The sequence below is a fragment of the Pseudoclavibacter sp. RFBG4 genome, assembly GCF_002931515.1.
Taxonomy (GTDB): domain Bacteria; phylum Actinomycetota; class Actinomycetes; order Actinomycetales; family Microbacteriaceae; genus Pseudoclavibacter.
This window is the reverse complement of record NZ_PSYC01000014.1, coordinates 66,776-91,041: the sequence shown is the minus strand read 5'-3', so window position 1 is coordinate 91,041 and position 24,266 is coordinate 66,776. Positions and strand designations below refer to the sequence as shown.

Annotated in this window: 20 protein-coding genes and 1 tRNA gene; 9 read left to right on the top strand and 12 right to left on the bottom strand. The window is 69.4% G+C overall.

Features of this window, described 5'->3' with window-relative positions; genetic code table 11:
* Positions 1-66: 66 nt before the first annotated feature.
* Complete coding sequence (locus tag C5E10_RS03760) at positions 67-747, bottom strand: hypothetical protein (RefSeq protein WP_146080142.1); 681 nt, start codon at positions 745-747, stop codon at positions 67-69.
* Between the two features lie 431 nt (positions 748-1,178).
* Here C5E10_RS03760 and C5E10_RS03755 point away from each other — a divergent pair, with 431 nt between their 5' ends.
* Both C5E10_RS03755 and C5E10_RS03750 read left to right on the top strand, forming a co-directional pair.
* Entirely contained in the window at positions 1,179-2,717 is a 1,539-nt protein-coding gene (locus C5E10_RS03755; protein WP_104330498.1) for a class I adenylate-forming enzyme family protein, read from the top strand.
* A complete protein-coding gene (locus tag C5E10_RS03750) occupies positions 2,714-3,967 on the top strand; it encodes a beta-ketoacyl synthase (protein ID WP_104330497.1) in 1,254 nt (417 codons plus the stop codon). Before C5E10_RS03755 ends, C5E10_RS03750 begins: the two co-directional genes overlap by 4 nt.
* Positions 3,968-3,975: 8 nt before the next feature.
* On the opposite strand, the gene C5E10_RS03745 is transcribed toward C5E10_RS03750, so the two are convergent.
* The 4 genes from C5E10_RS03745 to ptsP all read right to left on the bottom strand — a co-directional run bounded on the left by C5E10_RS03745 (position 3,976) and on the right by ptsP (position 8,118).
* Positions 3,976-4,785 carry a MetQ/NlpA family ABC transporter substrate-binding protein gene (locus C5E10_RS03745; RefSeq protein ID WP_104330496.1) on the bottom strand — a complete coding sequence of 270 codons (810 nt, stop codon included), beginning with the start codon at positions 4,783-4,785 and terminating at the stop codon, positions 3,976-3,978.
* Positions 4,786-4,843: 58 nt separating this feature from the next.
* The gene (locus tag C5E10_RS03740) at positions 4,844-5,524 is read right to left on the bottom strand and encodes a methionine ABC transporter permease (protein ID WP_104330495.1); all 681 of its coding nucleotides are present in this window, start codon (positions 5,522-5,524) and stop codon (positions 4,844-4,846) included.
* Positions 5,524-6,264, bottom strand: coding sequence for a methionine ABC transporter ATP-binding protein (locus tag C5E10_RS03735; RefSeq protein ID WP_104330494.1), 741 nt, complete (start codon positions 6,262-6,264; stop codon positions 5,524-5,526). Before C5E10_RS03735 ends, C5E10_RS03740 begins: the two co-directional genes overlap by 1 nt.
* A gap of 162 nt (positions 6,265-6,426) precedes the next feature.
* Positions 6,427-8,118 carry a phosphoenolpyruvate--protein phosphotransferase gene (gene ptsP, locus C5E10_RS03730; RefSeq protein ID WP_104243127.1) on the bottom strand — a complete coding sequence of 564 codons (1,692 nt, stop codon included), beginning with the start codon at positions 8,116-8,118 and terminating at the stop codon, positions 6,427-6,429.
* A gap of 154 nt (positions 8,119-8,272) precedes the next feature.
* Between ptsP and C5E10_RS03725 the strand changes: the two genes are divergently transcribed.
* The 7 genes from C5E10_RS03725 (at position 8,273) to C5E10_RS03695 (ending at position 16,726) form a co-directional block, all read left to right on the top strand.
* Positions 8,273-9,361: a YihY/virulence factor BrkB family protein gene (locus C5E10_RS03725; protein ID WP_146080141.1), complete on the top strand. Its 1,089-nt coding sequence runs from the start codon at positions 8,273-8,275 to the stop codon at positions 9,359-9,361.
* A gap of 87 nt (positions 9,362-9,448) precedes the next feature.
* Positions 9,449-10,297: an exodeoxyribonuclease III gene (locus C5E10_RS03720; protein WP_104330492.1), complete on the top strand. Its 849-nt coding sequence runs from the start codon at positions 9,449-9,451 to the stop codon at positions 10,295-10,297.
* Between the two features lie 82 nt (positions 10,298-10,379).
* On the top strand, positions 10,380-11,387 hold the full coding sequence (gene trpS, locus C5E10_RS03715) for a tryptophan--tRNA ligase (RefSeq protein ID WP_181059507.1): 1,008 nt from the start codon (positions 10,380-10,382) through the stop codon (positions 11,385-11,387).
* Positions 11,388-11,478: 91 nt separating this feature from the next.
* Entirely contained in the window at positions 11,479-12,216 is a 738-nt protein-coding gene (locus C5E10_RS03710; protein ID WP_104330491.1) for a polyprenol monophosphomannose synthase, read from the top strand.
* 14 nt (positions 12,217-12,230) lie between these two features.
* Positions 12,231-12,866 carry a GTP cyclohydrolase II gene (gene ribA, locus C5E10_RS03705; RefSeq protein ID WP_104243138.1) on the top strand — a complete coding sequence of 212 codons (636 nt, stop codon included), beginning with the start codon at positions 12,231-12,233 and terminating at the stop codon, positions 12,864-12,866.
* A 239-nt stretch (positions 12,867-13,105) separates the two neighbouring features.
* Positions 13,106-14,515, top strand: a complete 1,410-nt coding sequence (locus tag C5E10_RS03700; RefSeq protein WP_104330490.1) for an MFS transporter — start codon at positions 13,106-13,108, stop codon at positions 14,513-14,515.
* A 189-nt stretch (positions 14,516-14,704) separates the two neighbouring features.
* Positions 14,705-16,726, top strand: a complete 2,022-nt coding sequence (locus tag C5E10_RS03695; protein WP_258070989.1) for an ABC transporter ATP-binding protein — start codon at positions 14,705-14,707, stop codon at positions 16,724-16,726.
* 532 nt (positions 16,727-17,258) lie between these two features.
* Here the strand turns inward: C5E10_RS03695 and C5E10_RS03690 are convergent.
* The 7 genes from C5E10_RS03690 to C5E10_RS03655 form a co-directional block, all read right to left on the bottom strand.
* Positions 17,259-17,825 (bottom strand): isochorismatase family protein, encoded by a 567-nt coding sequence (locus tag C5E10_RS03690; RefSeq protein ID WP_104330488.1) that lies wholly within the window; start codon positions 17,823-17,825, stop codon positions 17,259-17,261.
* A gap of 64 nt (positions 17,826-17,889) precedes the next feature.
* Positions 17,890-19,296, bottom strand: a complete 1,407-nt coding sequence (gene dacB, locus C5E10_RS03685; RefSeq protein ID WP_181062626.1) for a D-alanyl-D-alanine carboxypeptidase/D-alanyl-D-alanine-endopeptidase — start codon at positions 19,294-19,296, stop codon at positions 17,890-17,892.
* Positions 19,297-19,466: 170 nt separating this feature from the next.
* Positions 19,467-20,249 (bottom strand): dihydrofolate reductase family protein, encoded by a 783-nt coding sequence (locus C5E10_RS03675; RefSeq protein WP_104330486.1) that lies wholly within the window; start codon positions 20,247-20,249, stop codon positions 19,467-19,469.
* A 62-nt stretch (positions 20,250-20,311) separates the two neighbouring features.
* Positions 20,312-21,241 carry a dihydropteroate synthase gene (gene folP, locus C5E10_RS03670; RefSeq protein ID WP_181062625.1) on the bottom strand — a complete coding sequence of 310 codons (930 nt, stop codon included), beginning with the start codon at positions 21,239-21,241 and terminating at the stop codon, positions 20,312-20,314.
* Positions 21,242-21,336: 95 nt separating this feature from the next.
* Positions 21,337-21,412 (bottom strand) — tRNA-Thr (locus C5E10_RS03665).
* Between the two features lie 87 nt (positions 21,413-21,499).
* Positions 21,500-23,098: an alpha/beta hydrolase gene (locus C5E10_RS03660; RefSeq protein WP_104330485.1), complete on the bottom strand. Its 1,599-nt coding sequence runs from the start codon at positions 23,096-23,098 to the stop codon at positions 21,500-21,502.
* A complete protein-coding gene (locus C5E10_RS03655) occupies positions 23,095-24,264 on the bottom strand; it encodes a DNA polymerase III subunit delta' (RefSeq protein WP_104330484.1) in 1,170 nt (389 codons plus the stop codon). Before C5E10_RS03655 ends, C5E10_RS03660 begins: the two co-directional genes overlap by 4 nt.
* Positions 24,265-24,266 lie beyond the last annotated feature (2 nt).

Sequence of the window (24,266 nt, the reverse complement as noted above, 5' to 3'; positions counted from 1 at the left end):
GGCGAAGCTCTGCGGGTTCGGGCCTTCCGCGCGCTGGTCGTGGAGGGCCCGGACTCGACGAGGAGTTCAGGACCCGCCTCCTCCCAGGACTCCCGAGCCCGACTGCGGCTCCGGCTCGAGCTCGAGCTCCGAAGGCACGGCCTCGAACAGCACGAGGTCGCTCAGCCGGAGGGGTCCACGGGCCACGTCATCCTGCTGGCGGTGGATGAGCTGCACCATCAGCCACGACACCGGGCCCCTCCAGGAGAGCCGGAGACTGCGGGGACGCGACCTCAGGTTGCGGAACGGGTCGGCTTCCGAGCCGTCGCCCCCGAGTCCACGATCCCGCTCGAACGTCAGGCCAGGGGAGGTGACGACGATCCGCACATCCTCGTCATCGACGCCTGGGATCTTCAGCAGAGAGAACGAGACGCCCTGCACGGCTCGGCTGAAGGCGATGCTCAACCGCGTCGCCCGGCTCTCCCGAGCCGGTGACACAGCAAGATGCCGCCCGAGCCCCTTCAGCGCGGTGATCGTTGGCCGTTGCTGGACATCGACACTGGAGTCGGTCGTGGCTTCGAACGCAAGATCGAGCGGGCCGTCCGACGTCGAGGTGAGGACCTTGCCCACGGGCGCGCCGAGACGGTAGCCCCGCCAGGACAGCAGACTGACGGGCGACGTCGACGAAGAGGGGAGGCGCTGCAGGGCCCGTTGGAGATTCGGGGGCAGCTCGCCTCCGGCGCGAGGGCCGGTTTTCGATGCAGGCAAGGGTGGAACGCTTTCAGTGGCGGTTGTGATGGCGCGCGGAGGCCCGAAGAGGGTGCGGGTTCAGCGCCGCCGAGGATGGGGTGCGGGTTGGAATTCCCTGCATTCATCTGCAGCACGGCGTCTCCTCGAGAACCGTGACAGATCGTCCAAATGGCCACCACTGCGCTTGGTGAGCGCAAATGCCCAGCACTGCCAACACGCAGACTACGCGGGACCGCCTGGGACTTGGATGGTCCGAAGCTGTGCAGTCGTTGCAAAAACCTCTCTGATCAAGCACAAACGTACCCTCAGGACGTTCCAGAGGGAACCTTCGATCGGGCGGACGGGAAGTCCGCTCCGCCACCGTCTTGGCCCACCTCATGGTGAGCTCCCACGCGCCGCCGCCGCTGACCTCTCCGTAGTCAGCCAGGAGCACGACCTAGACTCGACGGGTGCCCCTCACTCGCACGCTCATCGACGTCGCCGCCCGCAGGCCCGACCGCATCGCGATCGCCGGCGACGGCGAGCGGCTCACCTACCGTCAGCTCTTCCGCTCGTGCGCAGCGGTGCGCGCGGGGGTGGAGAGCATCCTCGGCTCGCCCGAACTCGTCGCGCTCGGCGCCTCGTCCGCGGAGACGCATGGCGTGCCGATCGTGGCCGTCTCCCTGTCGCGCGCGATCGACGCGGCGCGGCTCCTGACAGGCGCCATCAGCTTCCGGGCCGTCGCAGCCGTCCTCGACCCGCTGTGGCCGCTCGAGCACCGGCTCGAGATCCTGCAGCGCGTCGAACCCGCACTGGTCATCACCGACGACCCCAGCTTCGAGGAGCACCTCCGGGCCTCCCCCTTCGCGGGAACCGTCGTCTCCCTCGCCACGTTCGACTCGGTGGCGGCGGATGCCCTCGGTCAGCGAGGCGACTCGGCGACGGGCCCCGAGGTCCGACCCCGCGACGAGCCGTTCCTGCTGCTGTTCACCTCGGGCACGACCGACCTCCCCAAGGGCTTCCTGCGCACCCGGGGCAGCTGGGACCACAACGTGGACATCAGCCGCAGGTACCTCGGCGTCGAGGACGGCCGCTCGACGATCGCACCGGGCCCGCTCTCCTACAGCCTCACGCTCTACGCACTCGTCGAGGTCCTCGCGACCGGCGGCTCCCTCTTCCTGCAGAGCCGCTTCGACGCGCAGGCCACCGCGCGAACCATCGCGACCGACCACATCGAGCGCCTCGTCGGCGTGCCCGCGATGCTGCTCGCGATCCTGCAGGCCTCGCGTCGCGCCGAGCAGCCGCTCGACTCCCTGCTCGAGGTCATCACGGGCGGCGCGAACCAGCCGGAGCACATCCGCCGCACCTTCGAGGAGACGCTCCCGACGGCGCACCTGCGCAGCTACTACGGCGCCTCCGAGATCGGCTTCATCGGGTACAGCGACGCGGGCGACGGCACGAGCCTCACGCCCTTCGGTGGCGTTGAGGTGAGCGTGCGCGACGGATCGGGTGAGGAGGTGCCCACCGGCGAAACGGGCACGCTCCACATCAGGGTCGGCTCGGCCGTCGAGGACTACCTCGCCGCGACGAGCGCAGAGCGCATCACGGATGCCGACGGCTGGGCCAGCGTGGGCGACCTCGCCGCCTTCGAGGGCGGGCGCATCCAGCTGCTCGGCCGCACAGGTGACGTCGCGGTCTCCGGCGGCCACAAGGTGTCCCTGCCTCAGGTCGAACGCGCGCTCGCATCGCTGCCCGGCTGCGAGCAGTGCTGTGCCGTCGCCCTCCCAGACGCCACGCTCGGCTCGATCGTGGCGGTCGTGGTCGAGGGCGAAACCGAGTCGCTGCCCGCCAAGGCGCGGATGCTCGCGCACCTGCGTGCCCACCTCGCGCCGCAGTTCGTCCCCCACCGCCTCTACCGTTCCCGCGTCCTGCCGAGGACCGCCGGCGGGAAGATCCGCCGCGCCGCCGTGCTCGAGCTCGTCGACTCGGGCGACGCGGACCGGCTATGAACCGCGCCGTCGTCACCGCCGTGGGAGCCGTCACGCCGAACGGGCTCGACGTGGCGAGCACCTGGTCGTCGCTGATCTCCGGCAAGAGCGGCATCGGCCTCATCACCGGCGTCGACGTCTCCGATCTCGCCGTGCGCGTCGCCGGAGAGGTGCGCGGCTTCGACGCCGCCTCACACCTCCCCAAGGGGGACATCGCGAGACTCGACCGGCACGCGCACTACGCCGTGGCGGCGGCCGACGAGGCGATGCGCTCCACGGGCATCACGCCTGGCTCCCTGCCGTTCGATGCCAGCCGATTCGCCGTCACCATCGCAACCGGCTCGGGACCCGTCTCGCTCACGCAGGATGCCGCGCGCATCCTGGACGCCTCAGGCCCTCGCCGGGTGCCGCCTGGCGTCGTCGTGTACGGCGGCCCCGACGCGGCAGCCGCGTACCTCAGCGAACGCTACGGCGCGCGGGGGTCGAGCGCCGGGCTCTCGGCGACGTGCGCCAGCGGCACCGTCGCGCTCGGCGAGGCGCTGCGCACCATCAGGCACGGCTACGCCGACGCGGTGCTCGTGGTCGCGGCCGACGACTGCCTCAACCGCGTCAACCTGGCCGTGAACGCCACGCTCGGCGCTCTCGCGCTCGGCCACGAGGATGCACCCGAGACCGCCAGCAGACCCTTCGACCGCGGACGCCACGGCTTCGTCATGTCGGCCGGAGCGGCCGCCCTCCTCGTCGAGTCAGAGACCAGCGCACTCGGGCGGGGCGCGGAGATCCTGGGCGAGATCGCGGGATACGGTGCGACGTCAGATGCCCACCATCCGACGGCGCCGAGGCCGGACGGCAGCGGCGCGATCGCCGCCATGCTCTCCGCCCTCGACGACGCGAAGCTCAGCACCGGCCAGCTCGACCACGTCAACGCGCACGGCACGAGCACGCCATTGAACGACGCCATGGAGACCGCCGCCCTGCGCGAGCTGCTCGGCGCCCGCCTCGGAGAGGTGCCCGTCACCGCCAGCAAGTCCGCGACCGGGCATCTGCTGGGCGCCGCGGGCGCGCTCGAGGCCGTCATCTCGCTGCTGACCATGCGTGATTCCCTGATTCCGCCGACCCTCAACCTCGACGACCCCGAGTTCCCCGAGCTCGACGTCGTGGCGCGCGAGGCCCGCCCCGCGCGCATCCGCACCGTGCTCTCGAACTCCTTCGGCTTCGGCGGGCACAACGCCTCGCTCCTGCTGCGCGAGTTCGCGCAGGCCGCCGGCTAGCTGTACGCCTAGAACGCCGGCGGCACGTCAAGCGACTCGAGCGTCTCCCGCACGTGGTCGCTCGTGAACGCCTTCTCGAGCGCCGCGATCTCGGGCGTTCCGAGCTTGTCCTCGCGCGTGACGAGCGTCACGGCGAACTGAGGGTCCTGCTCCACGGCGAGACCGTTGTCGACCGGTGTCAAACCGAGCTGACGGGCGAACGAGGGCAGGTTGAAGACCGCATCCGCCTCTTCGTACGCCGTGTTGAGCTGCAGCAGGTCGACCTGCGTGATCGTCAGCTCGCGCGGGTTCTCCGTGATGTCGGCGACCTTCGCGGTGAACCGCTCGACGCTCGGGTCGAGCGTGATGATGCTCTGGTCGGCGAGCAGCTGCAAGGCCCGGGCCGCGTTCGCGCTGTCATTCGGGATGACGACGCTGCCGCCCTGCGGCAGCTCGTCAAGCGAGGCCAGGGTCTTCGAGTAGAACGCCACGACCGTCGAGTAGATCGGCTTCACCCCGGCGAGCGACGCGTCGTTCTTCGTGTTGAACTCCTCCATGAAGGGCACGAACTGCACGAAGTTCGCATCGATCTCGCCGTTCTCGACGAGCACGTTCGGCTGCACGTAGTCCGAGACGGGAACCAGCTCGATCTCGTAGCCCTCCTCGATGACCTCGGCCGCCGCCTCGACGACATCCGTCATGGGCGTGACCGTCGCGGCGACCTTGAGCGTGACGACGTCGCCACCCGCCTCCCCGGCGGACGGTGCGCATCCGGCAGTCAGGAGGGCGAGGGAGCCGACAGCCAGTGCGGCGCCGATCGAGCGGAGGCGAGGTCTCATGGCGGTTGGGTCCTTTTCGGGTCGTGCGGGAGGCGGATGGACGTCGTCGGACTGGGAGTCAGCGGCGGTCGAGCGCGACCGAGAGCCTGTGGCCTCCGGTCTGGAGGAGCTGCACGCAGACGATGACGATGACGATGGTCGTGTACATGAGCGGGTAGTCGTACTCCTGGTACCCGTAGCGCAGGGCGAAGTCGCCGAGCCCTCCACCCCCGACGACACCGAGCACCGTCGAGTACGAGAGCAGGCTGATGGCGGCCGAGGTGAGCGCGTAGACGAGCCCGCTGCGCGCCTCCACGAACAGGAAGCGGGTGATGATCTGCCCCGTGTCGGCGCCCATCGACCTGGCGGCGTGGATCACGCCGGAGGGCACCTCCAGCAGGATCTGCTCGACGAGGCGCGCGTAGATCGCGACGCCCACGAAGCACAGCGGGAACGTCGCCGCCTGCGTGCCGAACGTCGTGCCGAACACGAGGCGCGTGAGCGGGATGAGGAACACCACGAACAGCAGGAAGGGGAACGACCGGACGACGGTGACGTAGAGGTTGGCGACCCGCCACAGCCCCCGATGCTCGCGCACCCCACCCGGACGCGTCAGGTAGATGAGGACGCCGAGCGGAAGCCCGAGCACAACCGCCGCCGCGAGCGAGAACACGAGCATGTACCCGGTCTCCGCGAGCGCCTGGCCGATCGCGTCGGCGTTGCCGGTGAGGGAGGAGACGATGCTGTCGATGAGCTCCATCACGACTCGAGCATCCGCTTCGCGTGCTCCACGTAGGAGCCGCGATCATCGCGCGCGCTGTGCTCGACCGAGACGATGTCCTGCAGGCGACCCCGGTCGAGGATCGCGGCCCGGTCGCAGATGGCCTTGACTGCGGCGAGCTCGTGGGTGACGAGCGCGATAGTCGTGCCGAAGTCCTCGCGCGTCGAGGCGAGGAGCCGCAGGATGTCGCTGGTCGTCCGCTCGTCGAGCGCCGAGGTCGGCTCGTCGCAGAGCAGCAGCGGCGGCCGCGTCACGAGCGCCCGCGCGATGGCCACGCGCTGCTTCTGCCCGCCAGAGAGCTGAGCCGGGTAGTCGCCGCCGCGATCGCCGAGGCCAACGTAGTCGAGCAGCTCGTCGACGAACGCCGGATCCTTGCGCCGCTGGAGCCGCAGCGGGAGCTCGACATTCTGCCGCGCCGTCCGGTTCGCGAGCAGGTTGAAGCTCTGGAAGACCATGCCGATGCGGCGGCGCAGGCCACGACGCTCGCGCTCGCGCATCGCAGACGGGTCGGCGCCTTCGATGAGCACCGTCCCGTCGCTCGGCGTCTCGTCGGCATCGAGGAGCCGCAGCAGCGTCGACTTCCCGGCGCCGGACTCCCCCACGATGCCGAGGATCTCGCCGCGCCGGATCTCGAGGTCGATGCCGTCGAGCGCTGGCACACCCGCCCCGTATCGCACCGTGACGCGTTCGAGGGCGGCCACGGGGCCGGGATCAGGCATGCACGCTCCGTCGTTGTTAGATACCGTACAACTATAACCCCGAGCCGGCGGATGCGGAACCCCGCGCACGCAGAAGCGGGGCGCATCCGGAAGACTCCGGATGCGCCCCGCTCGACACCTGCGACGCCCGCCGGCGAACCGGCAGCGCCTGCTGAGTGAGGCCTACGCCTCGACGACCGGCACGGCCGTCGTGATGACACCGCGCGTCGCGAGCGCGTCGACGACGCGCCCCTTCGCTCCCTCGGCCGACTTCGCGAAGATCGCGAGGTGCGCGATCTCCTTCGCCTGCTCGAGCGTGACGCGCTTGAGTGCGGCGCGGACCTCGACGAACGCGGGAGGTGCCATGGAGAGCGAGCGAACGCCGAGACCCACGAGCACGATCGCCAGGTTCGGGTCGGCCGCGGCCTCGCCGCACACACCCACGTTCTTCTGGTGGTGCTCACCCGCCTCGCCGATGCGCTCGATGAGGCGCAGCACGGCAGGGTGCCACGGGTCCTGGAACGCCGCGACGCTGCCGAGGAGACGGTCGGCCGCGAGCGTGTACTGCGTGAGGTCGTTGGTGCCCACGGAGACGAAGTCGCTCGTCTCGAGGATCTGCTCGGCCAGGAGCGCAGCCGAGGGAACCTCGATCATGCTGCCGGCCGTCATGAGGCCGTACTCGCGAGCCAGCGCCGTGAAGTGCTCGCTCTCGTGCGCGTCGGAGACCATGGGGGCCATGACCCAGACCTTCGCCTCGGTCGCGGCCTGCGCGTTGGCGAGCGCCTGGAGCTGGTCGCGGAGGATCTGCTCCTTCTTCATGAGGACGCGGATGCCGCGAAGGCCAAGGGCCGGGTTGGGCTCGTCGGCCTCGGTGAGGAACGCGAGGGGCTTGTCGGCACCGGCATCGAGCACTCGCACGACGACCTTCTTGCCGGGGAAGTGGGCGAGCGCCGCCGTGTAGTCGGCGGTCTGCTTCTCCACCGACGGGGCCGTGTCGCTGTCGAGGAAGAGGAACTCGGTGCGGAACAGGCCGACACCCTCGGCGCCGAGCGCTGCCGCGCGCTCCGCATCCACGGGCTTGCCGATGTTCGCGAGGATCTGCACGGGCGTGCCGTCGGCGAGCTCGCCCGGCTCGACCGGCGCGGCCTTCATCGCCGCGACGCGGTCGATCTCGGCCTGGGCCTCAGCGATGCGCTCGGCGGACGGCTCGGTGATGACCTGGCCCTTGGCCGCGTCGACGACGATGGTCTCGCCGTCGCGGAGGCTGTCGGCCTCCTTGACCGCGACGACCGCGGGGAGACCCTTCTCGGCCGCCAGGATGCCGGTGTGCGCCTTCGGGCTGCCGTCACGCGTGACAAGCGCGAGCACCTTCGACAGGTCGAGCTTGGCCGTGTCGGCAGGCGCGAGGTCGTGCGCGACCAGGATGAATGGGGTGTCGCTCGACGGCACCTCGGGGGCAGGAACGCCGCGGAGCAGGGCGATGACGCGCTGCGAGACGTCACCCAGGTCGGTGGCGCGCTCTGCCAGGTAGCCGCCGAGGCTCTTGAGCATCTCGGCGAACGAGGAGAAGGACTCGAAGACGGCACGCTCGGCGGTCTTGCCACCCTCGGTGGCCGCCTTGATGCTGTCGGCGAGCGACGGGTCCGCAGCCATCATGGCCTGCGACTCCAGCACGTTCTTCGCCGCGCCGTCGACGGTAGCTGCGCGAGCGGTCAGCGCCTCGCCGGTCTCACGGAGTGCGGCGATCGCGCGCTCGTACTCGGTCGCGGCGTCGCCGGTGGCGCGCTCGTCGGCCGGTTCGGGGAGCGGATCAGGCATGCGCAGGACTTCACCGAAAGCGACGCCGGTCCCGACGCCAAACCCCGTGTATTTCATAGCAACTCCTTCGTGCTGGTAACTCAGACAGCGTATCGGCACAGCAACGTAGGCTTCGACCGTGACCGAGCAAGACTCAACCAAGAGTTCGCGCAGTTCCACTTTCGCGCCGCCGTTTCCGAAGTTGCCCCCGGAGGCGCCGTTCGGCGAGCGCATGCAAGCACTCATCGCCTGGGCCCAAGCTACCCGCCCCGCCCGAGTCTTCGCCCATTTCGGGGCGAGAAGTGCCTCAGTGCTGGCTGGCGGCATGGCCTACTCCGCTATCTTCTCCATCTTCGCGGGCATCTGGCTACTCTTTTCTGTCGCCGGCATCTTCCTCGCGACGAACACCGAGCTCCGCGACGGGCTCATCGGAGTGCTCAACTCGTCCTTGCCCGGGCTCATCGGCGAGCAGGGAGCGATCGACCCGAGCCTCCTCGAGAGCACAGGCGCCTTCGGCTGGGCGAGCGCCATCGCCCTCATCGGTACCCTCGGCACCGCGCTCGGCTGGCTCGGGCAGGCGCGCACGGGCATCCGCACGATCTTCGACGTCCCCGTCGCGACCAAGCGGAGCTTCGTCGTCCAGAAGCTCATCGACCTCGGCTTCCTCCTCGCGTTCGCCGTGGCCCTTGCCATCTCGACCGCGCTCACGGTGCTCTCCTCGACCTTCCTCTCGTCGCTGCTCGAGACGGTCGGCATCGACGAGTCGAGCGGATTCGCGCTCGTCGTCATCCGCATCGTGACGATCCTCATCCTCCTCGCGTTCGACACCGTCGTCCTGGCCGGCATCCTCCGCATCCTCGCCGGCCTGCGCATCCCCACGCGCTCGCTGTTCTTTGCCGCCTTCCTCGGGGCGATCATCATCGGCATCCTGAAGCAGATCTCGACGGCACTCATCGGCGGCGCCACGAGCAATCCGCTCGTCGCCTCCTTCGCCGTGCTCCTCGGTCTCATGATCTTCCTCAACCTGCTCTGCACCGTGCTCCTGCTCACCGCGGCGTGGGTCAAGGTGACGATGGATGACATCGGCGCCTCCCCGAGGCTCCTCACCGCCAGGGAGGCCCGCGAGGAATCGTCCGACACCATCCTCCGTGCCGAGCGCGAGAAGATCGCGACCCAGGTGATCGAGTCCCGCGAGCGACTCAACGCGGCACCTCGGTTCTTCCGGTGGAAGGCCATGGCCGAGTACCGGGCGCTCCTGCGTGAGCAGCGCAGGATCGAAGCCGAGGCACAGCGGCGCCGCTTCCAAGGCGGACGCGTCTAGACGACGCACCGCAGACGAGGGGCGCCAGGGGCAGGCGACCGGCGACGCCGAGAGCCCGTGTCGGTGGTCCCGTCTAGACTCGAGCGCATGCCAAGAACCATTCGCATCGCGTCAGTGAACGTCAACGGAGTCCGTGCCGCCTACAAGAAGGGCATGGGCGAGTGGCTCGCCGAACGCGAGGTCGACATCCTGGCACTGCAGGAGGTTCGCGCCCCCACGGAAGAGCTGCACAAGCTCATCGACACGTCCGATTGGGACCTGCACGACCACCTGGCGACCGCGAAGGGCCGCGCTGGCGTCGCCATCGCCTCCCGAATCCCGATCAGCGCCGTCCGCACCGAGCTCGGCCCGGACGACTTCGACTCGGCGGGCCGCTGGCTCGAAGCCGACTTCGACATCGACGGCACCCCGCTCACGGTCGTGAGCTGCTACGTCAACTCCGGCGAGGCAGACACTCCGAAGCAGGACGAGAAGTGGAAGTTCCTCGACGCCATGAGCGCGAGGCTCCCCGAGCTGCAGGCGCACAGCGCCCACTCGCTGATCGTCGGCGACCTCAACGTCGGCCACACGAAGCTCGACATCAAGAACTGGAAGGGCAACGTGAAGCGCGCCGGCTTCCTGCCACGCGAGCGCGCCTACTTCGACCGCATCTTCGGCGAGCGCGGCGCGAGCGTCGAAGGCGCAGACGGCAGCACCGGCACGGGGCTCGGCTACGTCGACGTGGGCCGCGCGCTCACCGGCGAGGTCGAAGGCCCATACACGTGGTGGTCTCAGCGAGGCCAGGCCTTCGACAACGACACCGGATGGCGCATCGACTACCAGGTCGCCACTCCCGACCTCGCCAAGCGCGCCGTCTCCTACGCCGTCGACCGCGCCGCCAGCTACGACACCCGCTGGTCGGATCACGCGCCCGTCGTCGTCGACTACACGTTCTGACCTCCGGGGCCGTCGCCCCGCGTCCGCACGCACCGGCCCACCCCACTCGCACGACCAACCGCACGACCTCGAGGATCTCCTGATGACCAAGCCAGTGCTCTTCTCCGGCATGCAGCCCTCCGCCGACTCGCTCCACCTCGGCAACTTCATCGGCGCGCTCAGCAACTGGGTGCCCATGCAGGAGGATTTCACGGCCATCTACTGCGTCGTCGACCAGCACGCCATCACCGTGCCCTTCGAGCCGAGCTCGCTGCGCGAGCGCACCCGGGTGACGGCGGCGCAGTACATCGCAGCCGGCATCGACCCCGAGAAGTCGATCCTCTTCGTGCAGTCGGCGGTGCCCGCGCACGCGCAGCTGCAGTGGGTGCTGTCCACCATCACGGGCTTCGGCGAGGCCAGCCGCATGACGCAGTTCAAGGACAAGTCGCAGCGGTACGGCGCCGACACGACGACCGTCGGCCTCTTCACCTACCCCGTGCTCATGGCTGCAGACATCCTGCTCTACCAGGCCGCGTCCGTGCCCGTCGGCGAAGACCAGCGCCAGCACATCGAGCTCACCCGCAACCTCGCCGAGCGGTTCAACTCGCGCTTCGGCGACACCTTCGTCGTGCCGGAACCGCACATCATGAAGGAGACCGCCAAGGTCTACGACCTGCAGAATCCGACCGCCAAGATGTCGAAATCGGCGGAATCGGACGCTGGCCTCCTCCGCCTGCTCGACGACGAGAAGGTCACGCGCAAGAAGATCATGCGCGCGGTGACCGACGCCGACGGCGAGATCCGCTTCGACCGCGAGACCAAGCCAGGAGTGTCGAACCTCCTCACCATCGCCTCCGTGCTCTCAGGGTCGTCGATCGACGAGATCACGGCGCAGTATGCGGGCGGCGGCTACGGCGACCTCAAGAAGGGCCTCGCCGAGCTCGTCGAGTCGACGTTCGCCCCCATCCGCGAACGGACCAACGAGCTCCTGGCCGACCCCGCCGAGCTCGACCGCATCCTGGAGCGCGGCGCAGAGCGGGCAAGCGAACTCGCCCTCACGACGCTCGACGAGGTCTACGCCCGCGTCGGCTTCCCCAAGCCGAGACGCTGACCCCGCCAGTTCTCTGAGAGGCGAGCTGGGCACTTCCCACACCCCAGCTGATCGCACCATTTCTGCCGAATCTCCGCGCTAGGATGACGCAATGCCCGAAACGCTCGTCATCATCCCCACCTACAACGAACGCGAAAACGTCCGCTCCATCGTGGACCGTGTTCTCGGGGCCGATTCGCGTATCCACGTGCTGGTCGTCGACGACAACAGCCCAGACGGCACCGGCGACATGGCCGACGAGATGGCCGAGGCAGATGAGCGCGTCACCGTGCTGCACCGCGCCGGCAAGCTCGGGCTCGGCACCGCCTACCTCGAGGGGTTCGCGCTCGCAGCCGAGCGCGGCTACACCTACGTCTTCGAGTTCGACGCCGACGGCTCGCACCCGCCCGAGCGACTGCCGGAGATGATCGACGCGCTCGATGCGGGCGCAGGCCTTGTCATCGGAACCCGCTGGATGCCCGGCGGGCGCACCGAGAACTGGCCCCTCCAGCGCCAGATCCTCTCCCGGGGCGCGTCCATCTACGCCCGCGTGCTGCTGCAGAGCAAGATCCGCGACATCACCGCCGGGTACCGCGGCTACCGTGTCGACCTCCTCCAGGGCTTCGACCTCAGCCGCATCAAGAGCGCCGGCTACTGCTTCCAGATCGAGATGGCCTGGCTCTTCGAACGCTCCGGCATTCACGTGAGCGAAGTGCCCATCACGTTCGTCGAACGCCAGGAAGGCGCATCCAAGATGTCGAGCGACATCATCGTCGAGGCCGTCTGGCGCGTGTTCGCCTGGGGCCTTGGCTACCGACTCGGCGCGCTCTCGCGCCTGACCGGTCGTTGAGCGAAGGCGATTCCATGAGCGACGCACCCACCTCCTCCGTCACCTTCGAGGCCGAGACCTCGATCCCCACGCGCCACGGGGTGCTGCGCTTCCGCGCGTACACCGACGACGCCGACGGTCAGCTGCACCTCGCGATCATCTCCGGTGAGCCCGAGAACGGCGCCATCGTGCGCGTGCACTCCGAGTGCCTCACGGGTGAGGCCTTCGGCTCGTTGAAGTGCGAGTGCGGGCCGCAGCTGGACGCCTCCCTGGAGGCGATCGGTCGCGACGGAGGCATCGTGCTCTACCTCCGCGGCCACGAGGGCCGCGGCATCGGACTCCTCAACAAGCTCCGCGCCTACGCCCTGCAGGAACAGGGGCTCGACACGGTGGATGCGAACCTCGCGCTCGGCCTCCCCGCCGACAGCCGCGCCTACACGGCAGCCGCCCGGATGCTCGACGACCTGCAGATCTCCCGCATCCGCCTGCTCACGAACAACCCCGCCAAGGCCGAGGCCCTCGAAGCGCACGGCATCACGGTCGAGGAGCGCGTGCCCCTCGAGGTGGGGCGTGAAGACGCGAACCTCGCGTACCTGACCACCAAGGTCCAGCGCATGGGTCACATCATGAGCGAGCTTCCGCAGCTGCCGAACGACGACGCCGCCAGCTGAGCACGGTCGGAACCGCATACCTCATGCGCCCCACGATTGGGTAGTGGGCCAGCGAAAGCGACGAATGACGTGTAACCTCGTCTCGGCCGGAAGCCACAAGCATCCGACCGAGCACGCGTCAATCGACCTCGCATCCGCACGGTCCGACGCGTTCCACCCACCGCTGCTCTGAGCTCAAGCACCGCGCAACCCGCACCGAAACCGCGACTCACCAGCGAGCCAGCTGTCTCAGGAGCAACGTGTCATCCCCCAGCAAGACCAAGACCGGAGCGTCCGTCGAGGAGTTCGAGGTCAAGAACTCCCGCGGCAAGGTCCTCACCGCGAGCCTCGTCGGAACCTCGATCGAGTTCTACGACTTCTACATCTACGCGACCGCCGCGAGCCTCGTCTTCCCGGCCCTCTTCTTCCCGAACGACAACGAGACGACTGCACTCCTCGCCTCGTTCGCCGTCTTCGGTGTCGCCTTCATCGCTCGCCCCATCGGATCGATCCTCTTCGGGCACTTCGGTGACCGCATCGGCCGCAAGGGCACCCTCGTCGCGACGCTCCTCACGATGGGTATCGCCACCTTCGCGATCGGGCTCCTCCCGACGGCGCTCACTCCCGGCTGGGAGATCCTCGCACCGACGCTGCTCGTCATCATGCGCTTCTGCCAGGGCCTCGGCCTCGGCGGCGAATGGAGCGGCGCGGCCCTCCTCGCCACGGAGAACGCCCCGGCGAACAAGCGCGCCATCTACGGCACGTTCCCGCAGCTCGGCGCCCCCATCGGCTTCATTCTCGGCAACCTGCTGTTCGTGCTGCTCTCCCACTTCATGAGCGACGAGACGTTCTTCGCCTGGGGGTGGCGAGTGCCGTTCCTCCTCAGCGCCATCCTCGTCATCGTCGGCCTCTGGGTGCGCATCAGCCTCCTCGAGACGCCCGCGTTCGAGAAGGTCGTCGCCGCAGGCGAGGTCTCCAAGGTTCCGCTCTTCGCAGCGTTCAAGACCAGCTGGCGCCAGATCATCCTGGGCACGTTCATCATGCTCGCCACCTACGTGCTCTTCTACATGATGACCGCGTTCACGCTGTCCTTCGGTACGAAGGCCACGACCGAGCAGGCTGCGGCGAAGGCCGAAGCAGCAGGCGAGGCGTTCGACCCGGCCGCCTGGGTGCCAGGTCTCGGCTACATGCGCGAGCAGTTCCTCATCATGCTCATCGTCTCCGTCGTCTTCTTCGGTATCTTCACGCTCGTCTCCGGCCCGCTCGCCGAGAAGTACGGTCGCCGCAAGATGCTGCTCTGGACCACCGGCGCGATCTTCATCTTCGGCTTCGCCATGACGCCGCTGCTCGCCGGCGGATTCATCGGCACGCAGGGAATGCTCGTCATCGGCATGACGCTCATGGGACTCACCTTCGGCCCCATGAGCGCCGTCCTCCCGGAGCTCTTCCCCGCCAACGTGCGCTACACGGGAAGCGCCATCGCCTACAACCTCTCGAGCGTCTTCGGCGCCGGCTTCGCACCGACCGTCTTCATCGCGCTCTGGGCGTTCGGCGACGGCAGCCCCTTCTGGGTCGGCGTGTACCTCGCCGGCGCAGCCGTCCTCACCTTCGTGGCGCTGCTGTTCTCCAAGGAGACCCGCGACATCGCGTACGTGACCAACACGAAGTAGTCACCGCGCCTCATCGACGGGGCCGTGCATCCACTGCGGATGCACGGCCCCTTGTCGTCTGTCTGCCCAGCGGGCTGGGAGGGGCGGACGCCCCAGGTCGGGGCGGGTACCCTTGGCGGGTGCGCGCACACGACTGCGCGCCATCGGCGTGCGCGCATCTCGGCGCGCTGCGGGCGAAAGGCCAGGAGTTTGGGCGACAAGCCAGTGGATGCAGGAGCAGTTGGCAGCGGGGAGACGGCGCAGAAGAAGCGCAGGGGCTTCCCCGGGCGACCGGCTCGTGAGGCGTCGGGCGCACCGAGGGCGACCTTCAAGCAGCTCCTCCCCCACCTCCTCGTCAACAAGCCCCTGCTGGCGGGCATCATCGCCATCAGCGTGCTCAGCTCGGCGTTGAGCCTCGCCCAGCCGCTGCTCGTGAACGTGCTCATCGGCCAGGTCGAGGTCGGCACCATCGCCGCCTGGGTCGTGTGGGTGCTCGTGGGCGCCGTGGTCATCGGCGCCATCGCCAACGGGGTCCAGCACTTCCTCCTGCAGCGCACGGGCGAGTCGATCGTGCTCAACACGCGACGCCGCCTCGTCGCGAAGCTCCTACGGCTCCCCGTCGCCGAGTTCGACGCTCGCAGGACGGGCGACCTCGTCTCCCGCGTGGGCAGCGACACCACCATGCTCCGGGCCGTGCTCACGCAGGGACTCGTCGAAGCCATCGGCGGCGCCCTCACCTTCATCGGTGCCGTCGTCGCGATGATCGTGCTCGATGGCGTGCTCTTCCTCATCACCTTCGCCGTCGTCGTCGTGGCGCTGCTGCTCGTCGTGGGCATGTCGATGCGCATCCGCGAGGCCAGCGCCGCGGCCCAGCAGAAGGTGGGCGACCTCACCGCCTCCGTCGAACGCGCCATCTCCTCGGTCAGGACCGTGCGGGCGTTCGGCGCGACCGAACGCGAGGAGCGCCTCGTCGACACCGACGCGGTCGGCGCCTACCAGCGTGGCCTCGACGTGGCCCGCATCTCCGCGTTCATCGTGCCCGTCGCGGGCTTCGCCATGCAGGGCGCGCTCATCGCGGTGCTCGGCGTCGGCGGACTGCGCGTGGCGGCAGGCGAGCTGAGCATCGCCAACCTCATCGCCTTCATCATGTTCCTGTTCATGATGATCATGCCGCTCGGCCTCTTCTTCGGGGCCCTCACCGCCGTGAACACGGCCCTCGGCGCGCTCGGCCGCATCGAGGAGATCATCGCGATCCCCGAAGAAGGGGCAGGCGACCGCGATGAGGCGGCGCTGGTCGTCCTCGAGGGGCCAGCCAACGAGCGTGGGGCACCGGATGCACCCGCCGTCGAGTTCGAGGACGTCACCTTCCACTACCCGGAGGACGTCGTGCGTGCGCGGGCCGCTCGCGAGCGGGCGGCTGCTCGGCTCGAGACGATCCGCCGCGAGTCGTCTCGCGGCGGCATGGCAGCCGCCATGACGGGGGCCGCGTCGGACCCCGACGCTCGACTCTTCGCTGAGGACGGGGCTCAGGCGCGCGTCGAGGCGCCGCTCGTGCTCGATGGCGTCAGCTTCGCGCTGCGCCGCGGCGAACGCCTCGCCCTCGTCGGTCCCTCCGGCTCGGGCAAGTCGACGGCCCTTGCCCTGCTCGAGCGCTTCTACGACCCAACGGGCGGCAGCATCCGCCTCGGTGGCGTGGACCTCCGCTCCATCGACCGGAAGCAGCTGCGCGCACAGCTCGGCTACGTGCAGCAGGACGCGCCCGTGCTCGCCGGAAGCCTGCGCGAGAACCTCCTACTGGGCCGGCCGGACGCCGACGACGTCGCCTGCGAGGAGGTGCTCCGCGAGGTGAACCTCGGGGACGTCCTCGACCGCAGCGACGACCGGCTCGACACCCAGGTCGGCGAGTCCGGCGTCATGCTCTCCGGTGGCGAGCGCCAGCGCCTCGCGATCGCCCGCGCCCTGCTCTCGGCCCCGCCCATCCTGCTGCTCGACGAGTCGACGTCAGCCCTCGACGGCGCCAACGAGCGGCTCATGCGCGACGCCCTCGACAAGGTCTCGGAGGGTCGAAGCGTCATCGTCATCGCCCACCGCCTGTCGACGGTCGTGGACAGCGACGAGATCGTGGTCCTCGAGCATGGTCGGGTCCTCGGCCGCGGCAAGCACCTCGCGCTCGTCGACACGGTCCCCCTCTACCGGGAGCTCGCGCAGCACCAGCTGCTCCTCCCCCGCTGAGTCGCCCGGGCCGCCTCTGAGTCGACGGGGCTACCCCGTCGTGCCGTGCCGCCCCGCATCCACCGTCTCAGGATGGGAAAGTCCCTGTTAGACGGGAAACTTCCCAGCACGAAGTGATGTCTCCATCCCGAGACCGGAGGCGGGACGGGCGAGCAGGATTCCAGAGCGCCCAGCCAGGCCGAGCTCCGCGGGCCAACCTGAGGCACGCGATCCACGCGCCAGCGCAGTCTCGGGATGGGGAAGTCCCTATTAGACGGGAAACTTCCCAGCACGAAGTGACGTTTCCATCCCGAGACCGGAGGCGGGACGGGCGGGCAGGATTCCCACGCGCCCAGTCGGGCCGGCCTCCGCGGGCCGGGCTCCGCGGGCCGGACTCCGCGGGGCAACCTGAGGCCCGCGATCCACGCGCCGGCGCAGTCTCGGGATGGAGAAGTCCCTATTAGACGGGAATCTTCCCAGCACGAAGTGACGTTTCCATCCCGAGACCGGAGGCGAGCCCGGAGGCGAGGCGGGACGGGAAGCGGGGGCGGGGCTACTCGACGGTGATGCCGGCGGCGCGCAGCTCATCGAGAGCCGCCGCTCGGGACGCTGCGGCCACGGCCGAGGTGAGGCCGTCGATGACACGCACCGTGAACCCCTCCCGGTGGGCGTCGAGCGCGGATGCGCGCACGCAGTGGTCGGTCGCGATGCCAACGACGTCGAGGTGGTCGACTCCGCGAGCGCGCAGCGCGTCGGCGAGCGTCTCGCCCTCAGCGGTTGCCCCGTCGAAGGCCGAGTAGGACGGCGATCCCTGCCCCTTGAAGACGTGGAGGTCGACGAGCTTCGTGTCGAGCGCGGGGTGGTAGTCGGCGCCCGGCGTGCCTGCTACGCAGTGCTGCGGCCAGCTGTCGACGAAGTCGGGCTGCGGGTGGAAGTGCCCACCGTTGTCGCTGTCGGCGTCATGCCAGTCGCGCGACGCGACGATGACCGCGTAGTCCTCGCCGTTGTCCGCGAGGTGCTCGGTGATGCCAGCGGCTACTGCGGCACCACCGGCTGTCTCGAGGGCCCCGCCCTCGGTGAAGTCGTTCTGGACGTCGACGATCAGCAGTGCGCGGCTCATGCTCCCAGTCTGCCGCAGCGCTCCTGGATGAGCCAGGCGCATCTGCGCCCGCTCGGCTCGTCGCTCACCAGTTGGCGAGGGATGCTCCGCACGAATAGGCGCGGGCGGCGATGGTGTCGAGGGCGTCGCGGTTGGCGGGGGTCACGGCACCGACGACGAAGAACGCGAAGGTCAGCCTGCTGCCGTCCGCGGCGGTCATGTAGCCGGCGAGGCCGTAGACCTCGTTGATCCACCCGGTCTTTGCCGTGATGGCGCCTGGGGGAACACCCAGGGAGGTGAGCCTCGTCTGGAGGGTGCCGGTCTGGCCGGATGCGGGCAGGTCGTCGAGCATCTGGGACGCGGCGATGTCCGGCTGCGAGATGGTTTGCAGGAGCTCGGCGACGAGTTCGGGCGGGACTCGGTTGTCGGCAGAAAGACCGGAGCCGTCGGCGAGGACGAGGCCGTCCGTGTCGAGGCCGAGGGTCGACAGTGCCTGGCTGGTCGACGCTTGGATGGCGGCGAAGTCGGTGCCGACGCCCTGCTCGATCGCGACGAGCCGCGAGAGCATCTCGGCGACGTTGTTGTCGCTATCGATGAGGGCGTAGTGCACGAGTTCGGAGACCGGCTGCGACCAGACCTCTGCGAGCAGCGTCGCGCCCTCCGGCACGGTGCCGCTCGCGCCTGCCGTCGTGGCTCCGAGCCTCGTGGCGAACGCACCTGCGGCCGCGCCGCTCGGGTCATCCGTGCGGGGCGAGACGAGGCTCGCGGGGTTCTGGCGTCCGCCGTCGACCATGAGCGCCGAGATCGGGCTGATGTAGCCGTCGGTGCGGTCCGCCTGCGACCACGTCGGCTGCCATTCCGGCCCGCTGAACGCCGACTTGTCGACGAGCACCTGGGTGAGGGGTGTGCCTGAGAGGCTCGGGTCGCTCGCCCAGGCTGTCCGGGTCTGGGCGGCGAGGTCGGCGAGCGTCGCGGTCGCGCCGGAGTAGTAGCTGCCCGCGCCGGTATCGGTGGAGGCGAGGGTCACGTCCCCACCTCCCACGATGACCACCGAGCCCGGCTCGCTGCCTGCGTAGACGCGCGTGGGGATGCGGAAGTCCGGGCCGAGCACCTGCATGGCCGCGGTCGTGGTGAGGAGCTTCATGACGGATGCCGTCGGCACCGCGTCCGTCGCCTTGCGCTCGTAGATCGCTTCCCCGCTCTGCGAGTCGACGACCACACCGTGGAAGTCGAGAGCTCCTGCGGCGCTCGCCACGTCTTCGATGGAGCAGGTTCGCATCGGCTCTGCTGCGGCGGGTTCGGCGGGCGCCTCGCGAACGGCGCCGAGCGACTTGGCGGGGAGGACCTCGGACGCGCCGGCGAAGGCTGGGGCTGCTGCTGCGAACCCTGCCGCGCCGGCGGCGAAGCCCCCTCCGAGCGCGAGGGCACCCGCGAGCGCGAAGCCGACGAGACGACTGGCGAGCGAGCGCGGGGACTTTGCTGAGCTGGCCATGTCACCTCCGGGCGGAACGAGGGGCCGGGTCGTCGTTCGACGCCACGGCAAGCTGCAAGTCTAGCCAAGCGACGCAGGCGCTGCGCCTGACCGAGGATTCGGGGTCTCCCCTGCACACTGGTGCGCTCGGCGAGGCGGGTCGGCGAGGGGAGAGCGGGAGGCTCGAGCCCTCAGCTCAGGCCGGCAGAGCGGAGGTAGTGCAGCAGCAGAGTGTCGTCGCACTCCAGGACGCCGGCGAGGGCGAGCGGGTGCTGCGCGAGCGTCTCCGAGTGCGTGATGCGTCCGCCCTGCCCACCGACCGACGCCGGGGAGATCGTCAGGCAGAGCTCGTCGAACGCGCCCTGAGCGTTGACCTCGCCGAACAGTGACGGTCCGCCCTCGCAGAGCACCTCAGTGTGGCCCAGCTCGCGCAGCATGGCGCGGAGCTCGGTGACGTCGAGGGTTCCAGGGCGCTCCGGATGCTCCGGCACGGTGAGCACGGTCGCGACCTCCCGGAACGGCGCGAGCCGCTCGGGGTCGGAGACGGGCGTCACCACGATGGGCGGTACGGGCGCATCCGCGAACATCTCGTGCTTCGGGTCGAGAGCGAGACGGCTCGAGACGATGCCCAGCGTCGGATGCGGGGGGCGCCCCCGCTCTTCGCGCCAGGCCACGGAGGGCTCGGAGACTCGAAGGCCAACGTAGCCTTCATCGCGAAGGGTGCCAGCCCCCACCAGCACAAGATCCGCGAGGCGGCGCAGCAGCTCGAACACACGATGGTCCGCGGCAGTGCCGAGGCTCCCCGACCTGCCGTCGCCGCCCATCGCAGCCCCGTCGACACTCGCCACGAAGTTCAACCGGAACGCCCCGTTCGCGGGGTAGGCGTAGTGGGCGAGCAGCTGCTCGTCGTCGAGCTGCTCACGGGCCCCCGCAGGGCCGAGCAGCGAGCGGATCGCCGGGGATGGAGCGTTCATGATGAGAGCATGCCACGCAGACGTGGACGGCAGTGGTGAGTCGAGTGCGAACCGCGTGTGCCCTAGACGTTGTGTCGCGTGTACGCGGGCGCACGGAGGCCGAGGATCGCCTCGGTCATGCGGGTCGCATCGACCGCCTCTGGCACGTTGTGCATGCGGACGATGCGAGCGCCGAGCAGGATGCACGCGACCGCCGCCGCCAGCGACCCGGCTACCCGCTCCCGCTTCGGCCTGTCGATGCTCTCGCCGATGAAGTCCTTGTTGGAGACCGCGGCCAGGGAGGGGAAGCCCAGCGACGAGATCTCGTCGAAGTGCCGTGTCAGTGCGAGCGTGTGCAGCGTGTTCTTGTTGAGGTCATGCCCCGGGTCGACGATGAGCTGGTCATCCCCGACCCCCAGCTCGATGGCCCGCTCGGCCCGCGCCTGCAGGAACGAGCGCACTTCCGCCACCACGTCGTCGTAGCGCGGCCTGGCGAGCTCTGCCCTCGGCGCCGCGACGCTGTGCGTGATGACGAGCTGAGCACCCGACCCCGCGACGACCCGCGCGAGGTCTTCGTCGCGGAGGCCGCTCGTGTCGTTGATGATGCCCGCGCCCGCTTCGAGGCATGCCTCGGCCACGCGTGCACGGTAGGTCTCCGCGGAGATAGGGATGCTGGTCCGCTCCCGCACGGCACGGATCACGGGCACCACCCGGCTGATCTCGTCCGCCTCGGAGAGCTCCTCACCCGGCGCGAAGGGCTGACCACCGATGTCCACGATGTCCGCCCCCGCCCGCTCGGCGGCGAGCACCGCATCCACGGCGCTCTCGAGCGCGAAGGTCGCCCCGTCGTCATAGAACGAGTCGGGGGTGCGGTTCACGATCGCCATGACCGCCACTCGCCGGGAGAAGTCGAATCCCTCCCCCTCACCGAGGCCATGGACCGGGCTGCGCAGGCCGGGGAACGCCAGGGGCGGGTGCTGGTCGGGGTCTTGGCGGTGCCGGCGCTCGAGCATCTCATCAGCGTAGGCGAGGCGCGCTGAGGAGCGCGCCCGACTCGGTGCCACCGGAGAAGACGAAAACCCCTCCGCACCGAAGTGCGGAGGGGCGATGGGGCCGCCTGCGAGAATCGAACTCGCGACCTATTCATTACGAGTGAATCGCTCTGCCGACTGAGCTAAGGCGGCCTGCCTGCAGCTCAACTCCCTGGGGTGCTGAACTCGACACCAAAGCATAACGCACACTCAGCTCAAGTGCACATCGGGGTGTCGGAGTCAGCAGACGAGGCCCTCTGCGGGCACCGTCCCGTCGATGAAGTACGCGTCGACCGCACCCGTGACGCAGCTGTCGCCCTGCGTGTAGGCGAGGTGCCCTTCACCCTCGAAGGTGACGAGCGTGGCCGATTCGAGCTGCTCGGTCACCGCCTCCGCCCACGCGTATGGCGTGGCCGGGTCGCCCGTGGTGCCGATGACCAGCACGGGGTCTGCGCCGGCTCCCGTGACGGGCGCGAGCTCGTTGGTGGATGGGAACGCCCACTGCTGGCAGGTCGTGTCGCCGAGTGCCTCCGGGCCGGGGATGCCGATGGGGGTCGACTCCGCGATCTGCCGGTTGAAGTCGGCGATCTTCGCGGGATCGGTCTCGACCGGATAGTCGAGGCAGTTGATGGCCGTGAACGCCTCGAACATGTTGTCTGCGTAGGTGCCGTCTGGCTCGCGCCCGTAGTAGGAGTCGCTGAGCGCGAAGAATCCTGCCGGGTCGCCGGTGGCCTCGTAGGCGGCGAACGCCTCGCTCAGGTACGGCCAGCTCTGGTCGTTGTAGAGGGCCGAGCTGATGGCGGTGTCGATGACGCTGCTGGTGAGCTTCCGCCCGTCGGCGTTGTTCGGGAGCGTGTCGTCTGCCTCGGCCATGAGGGCGTTGATCTTCGCGATCGCGTCGTCGACGCTGCCCGTGAAGGGGCAGCTGGTCGTCGTCAGGCAGTCCTCGAGGTAGGTGCGGGTCGCTTCGCCGAACGCGCCCTGCTGGGCGAGCACGACCTCGAACGTCGAGAGCGTGGGGTCGGTCGCGCCGTCGAGCACGACGCGACCGACGGTCTCGGGGAACATGTCGATGTACTGCGCACCGATATCGGTGCCGTACGAGAACCCGAAGTAGTTGACCTTCGGGTCGCCGACGAGCGCTCGCATCATGTCGAGGTCCTTGACGGTGCTCTTCGTGTCGACGAACTCGAGGAGAGCCCCCGTGTTCTCGAGGCAGTCGTCGGCGAACTCCTTGGAGTTCGCGGTCACCGCGTCGATGATCTGCTGGTCGGTCGCGGTCTCGGCGTCGAGCTCCTCGTCGACGCCGTAGAACCATTCGTCCATGCCAGCGTCGTCGCGGCAGTCGACGGCGCTCGATTCCCCGACGCCGCGCGGGTCCCAGCCCACGATGTCGAAGTCGTCCATGAGCTCCGGCGTGAAGACGTACTCCGCGCTGTCGCGAACGAAGGAGATGCCGGAGGCGCCGGGGCCGCCCGGGTTCGTGAAGATCGTGCCGAGGGGGTTGCCGCTCGCTGCGGGCACCTTCACCATGGCGAGCTCGATCTTCTCGGACGCCCCGTCACCCCAGTTCATGGGAGCTTCGGCGGTGGCGCACTCGCGCCCGTTGCCGCAGTCGCCCCAGTCGAGGTCCTGCTCGTAGTAGGCCTGGATGCTCGGCTCGAGCCCGGAGGGCACGAGCTGCGCGTCCTCCTGCGGCCCGCCGCCTCCTGACGTTCCGGGGCCCGAGAGGGTCGTGATGAGCGTGCAGCCGCTGAGCGCGAAGATGGCGGCGGCAGTGAGGAGCGAGGCGCCGATGCCCCGCTTCGTTGCTCGAGCGCGGGTGGTCGTTCTGGTCATGATGCTCCCTGCTGCTTCTGCGTCCAGCTGATCAAGAATGCCTCCAGCACGAGCGCCACGGGCACGTTCGCGGCGAGTCGCGCGCGAGCCTTGCTGACGGCGTCGATGCTGGTGAGCACGTCGTCGGAGCTGCGGGAGCCCGTTGCGGCTTCCAGCTCGCTCCTCCGGTGCTCGTTGACGAGCTCGACGGGCAGCTCGAGCTGCAGCATGAGCAGGTCGCGCAGCAGAGAGACGGAGTCGGTGAGGATGCGATCGATCGCGTCGACCTGCCCTCGCTTGGCCCGGCGCTTCTGGTGCTCTTCGAGCTCGCGGATCTGGCCGCGCAACTGCCGTGGTACCGCCTGCCCCGGTGTGAGCCCGAGCGAGCGGAACGCCGCGGCGCGCTCATGCTCGTCGCGGTCGGCGGCGTTGGCGGTGGCGTCTTCGTCGGCGATGGCCACGAGCTGCGCCGCCTTGCGGACGGCCTCGCCGGTGGTGCGAATGTCGAGCAGCCCGTCGAGCGACGCGTCGCGCCTCCCCCAGGCGTCTTCGCTGGTCGCAAGGCGCTTGGCCATGCCGACGTGGCTCTGCGCTTCGCGGGCGGCGCGCAGCGCGGTGTCGGGCTCGATCCCGTCGCGCCGGACGAGCAGGGCCGCGACGTCTCGAACCGCGGGGACACGCAGACGAACGCTGCGCACACGCGAGCGGATGGTCGGCAGCAGGTCGGCCTCGCTGGGAGCGCAGAGCACCCAGACGGTCGATTCCGGCGGCTCCTCGATCGCTTTGAGGAGGGTGTTGGAGGTGCGTGCGACCATGCGGTCGGCGTCCTCGACGATGATGACCCGGTAGCGCCCGGTCATGGGGGACATGGAGGCTCGCTCGACGAGCTCGCGAGCAGTCTTGATGTCCAGCTGCACGGTCTCGGTCACGACCGCCGTGAGGTCGGGATGCGAGCGGGCGCGCACCTGCACGCACGACGGGCACACCCCGCATCCGCCGTCTGGGCAGAGGAGCGCCGCTGCGAAGGCGTAGGCCATGTTGCTGCGCCCGGACCCTGGAGGGCCGGTGATGAGCCAGGAGTTGGTCATGCCGCTCGGGTCGATCGCTCCCCGCTTCGAGGCCTTCGCCGCGTTGGAGAACAGCGCTATCGCGTCGTCTTGACCGGACAGGTCGTCCCAGACGGTCACGG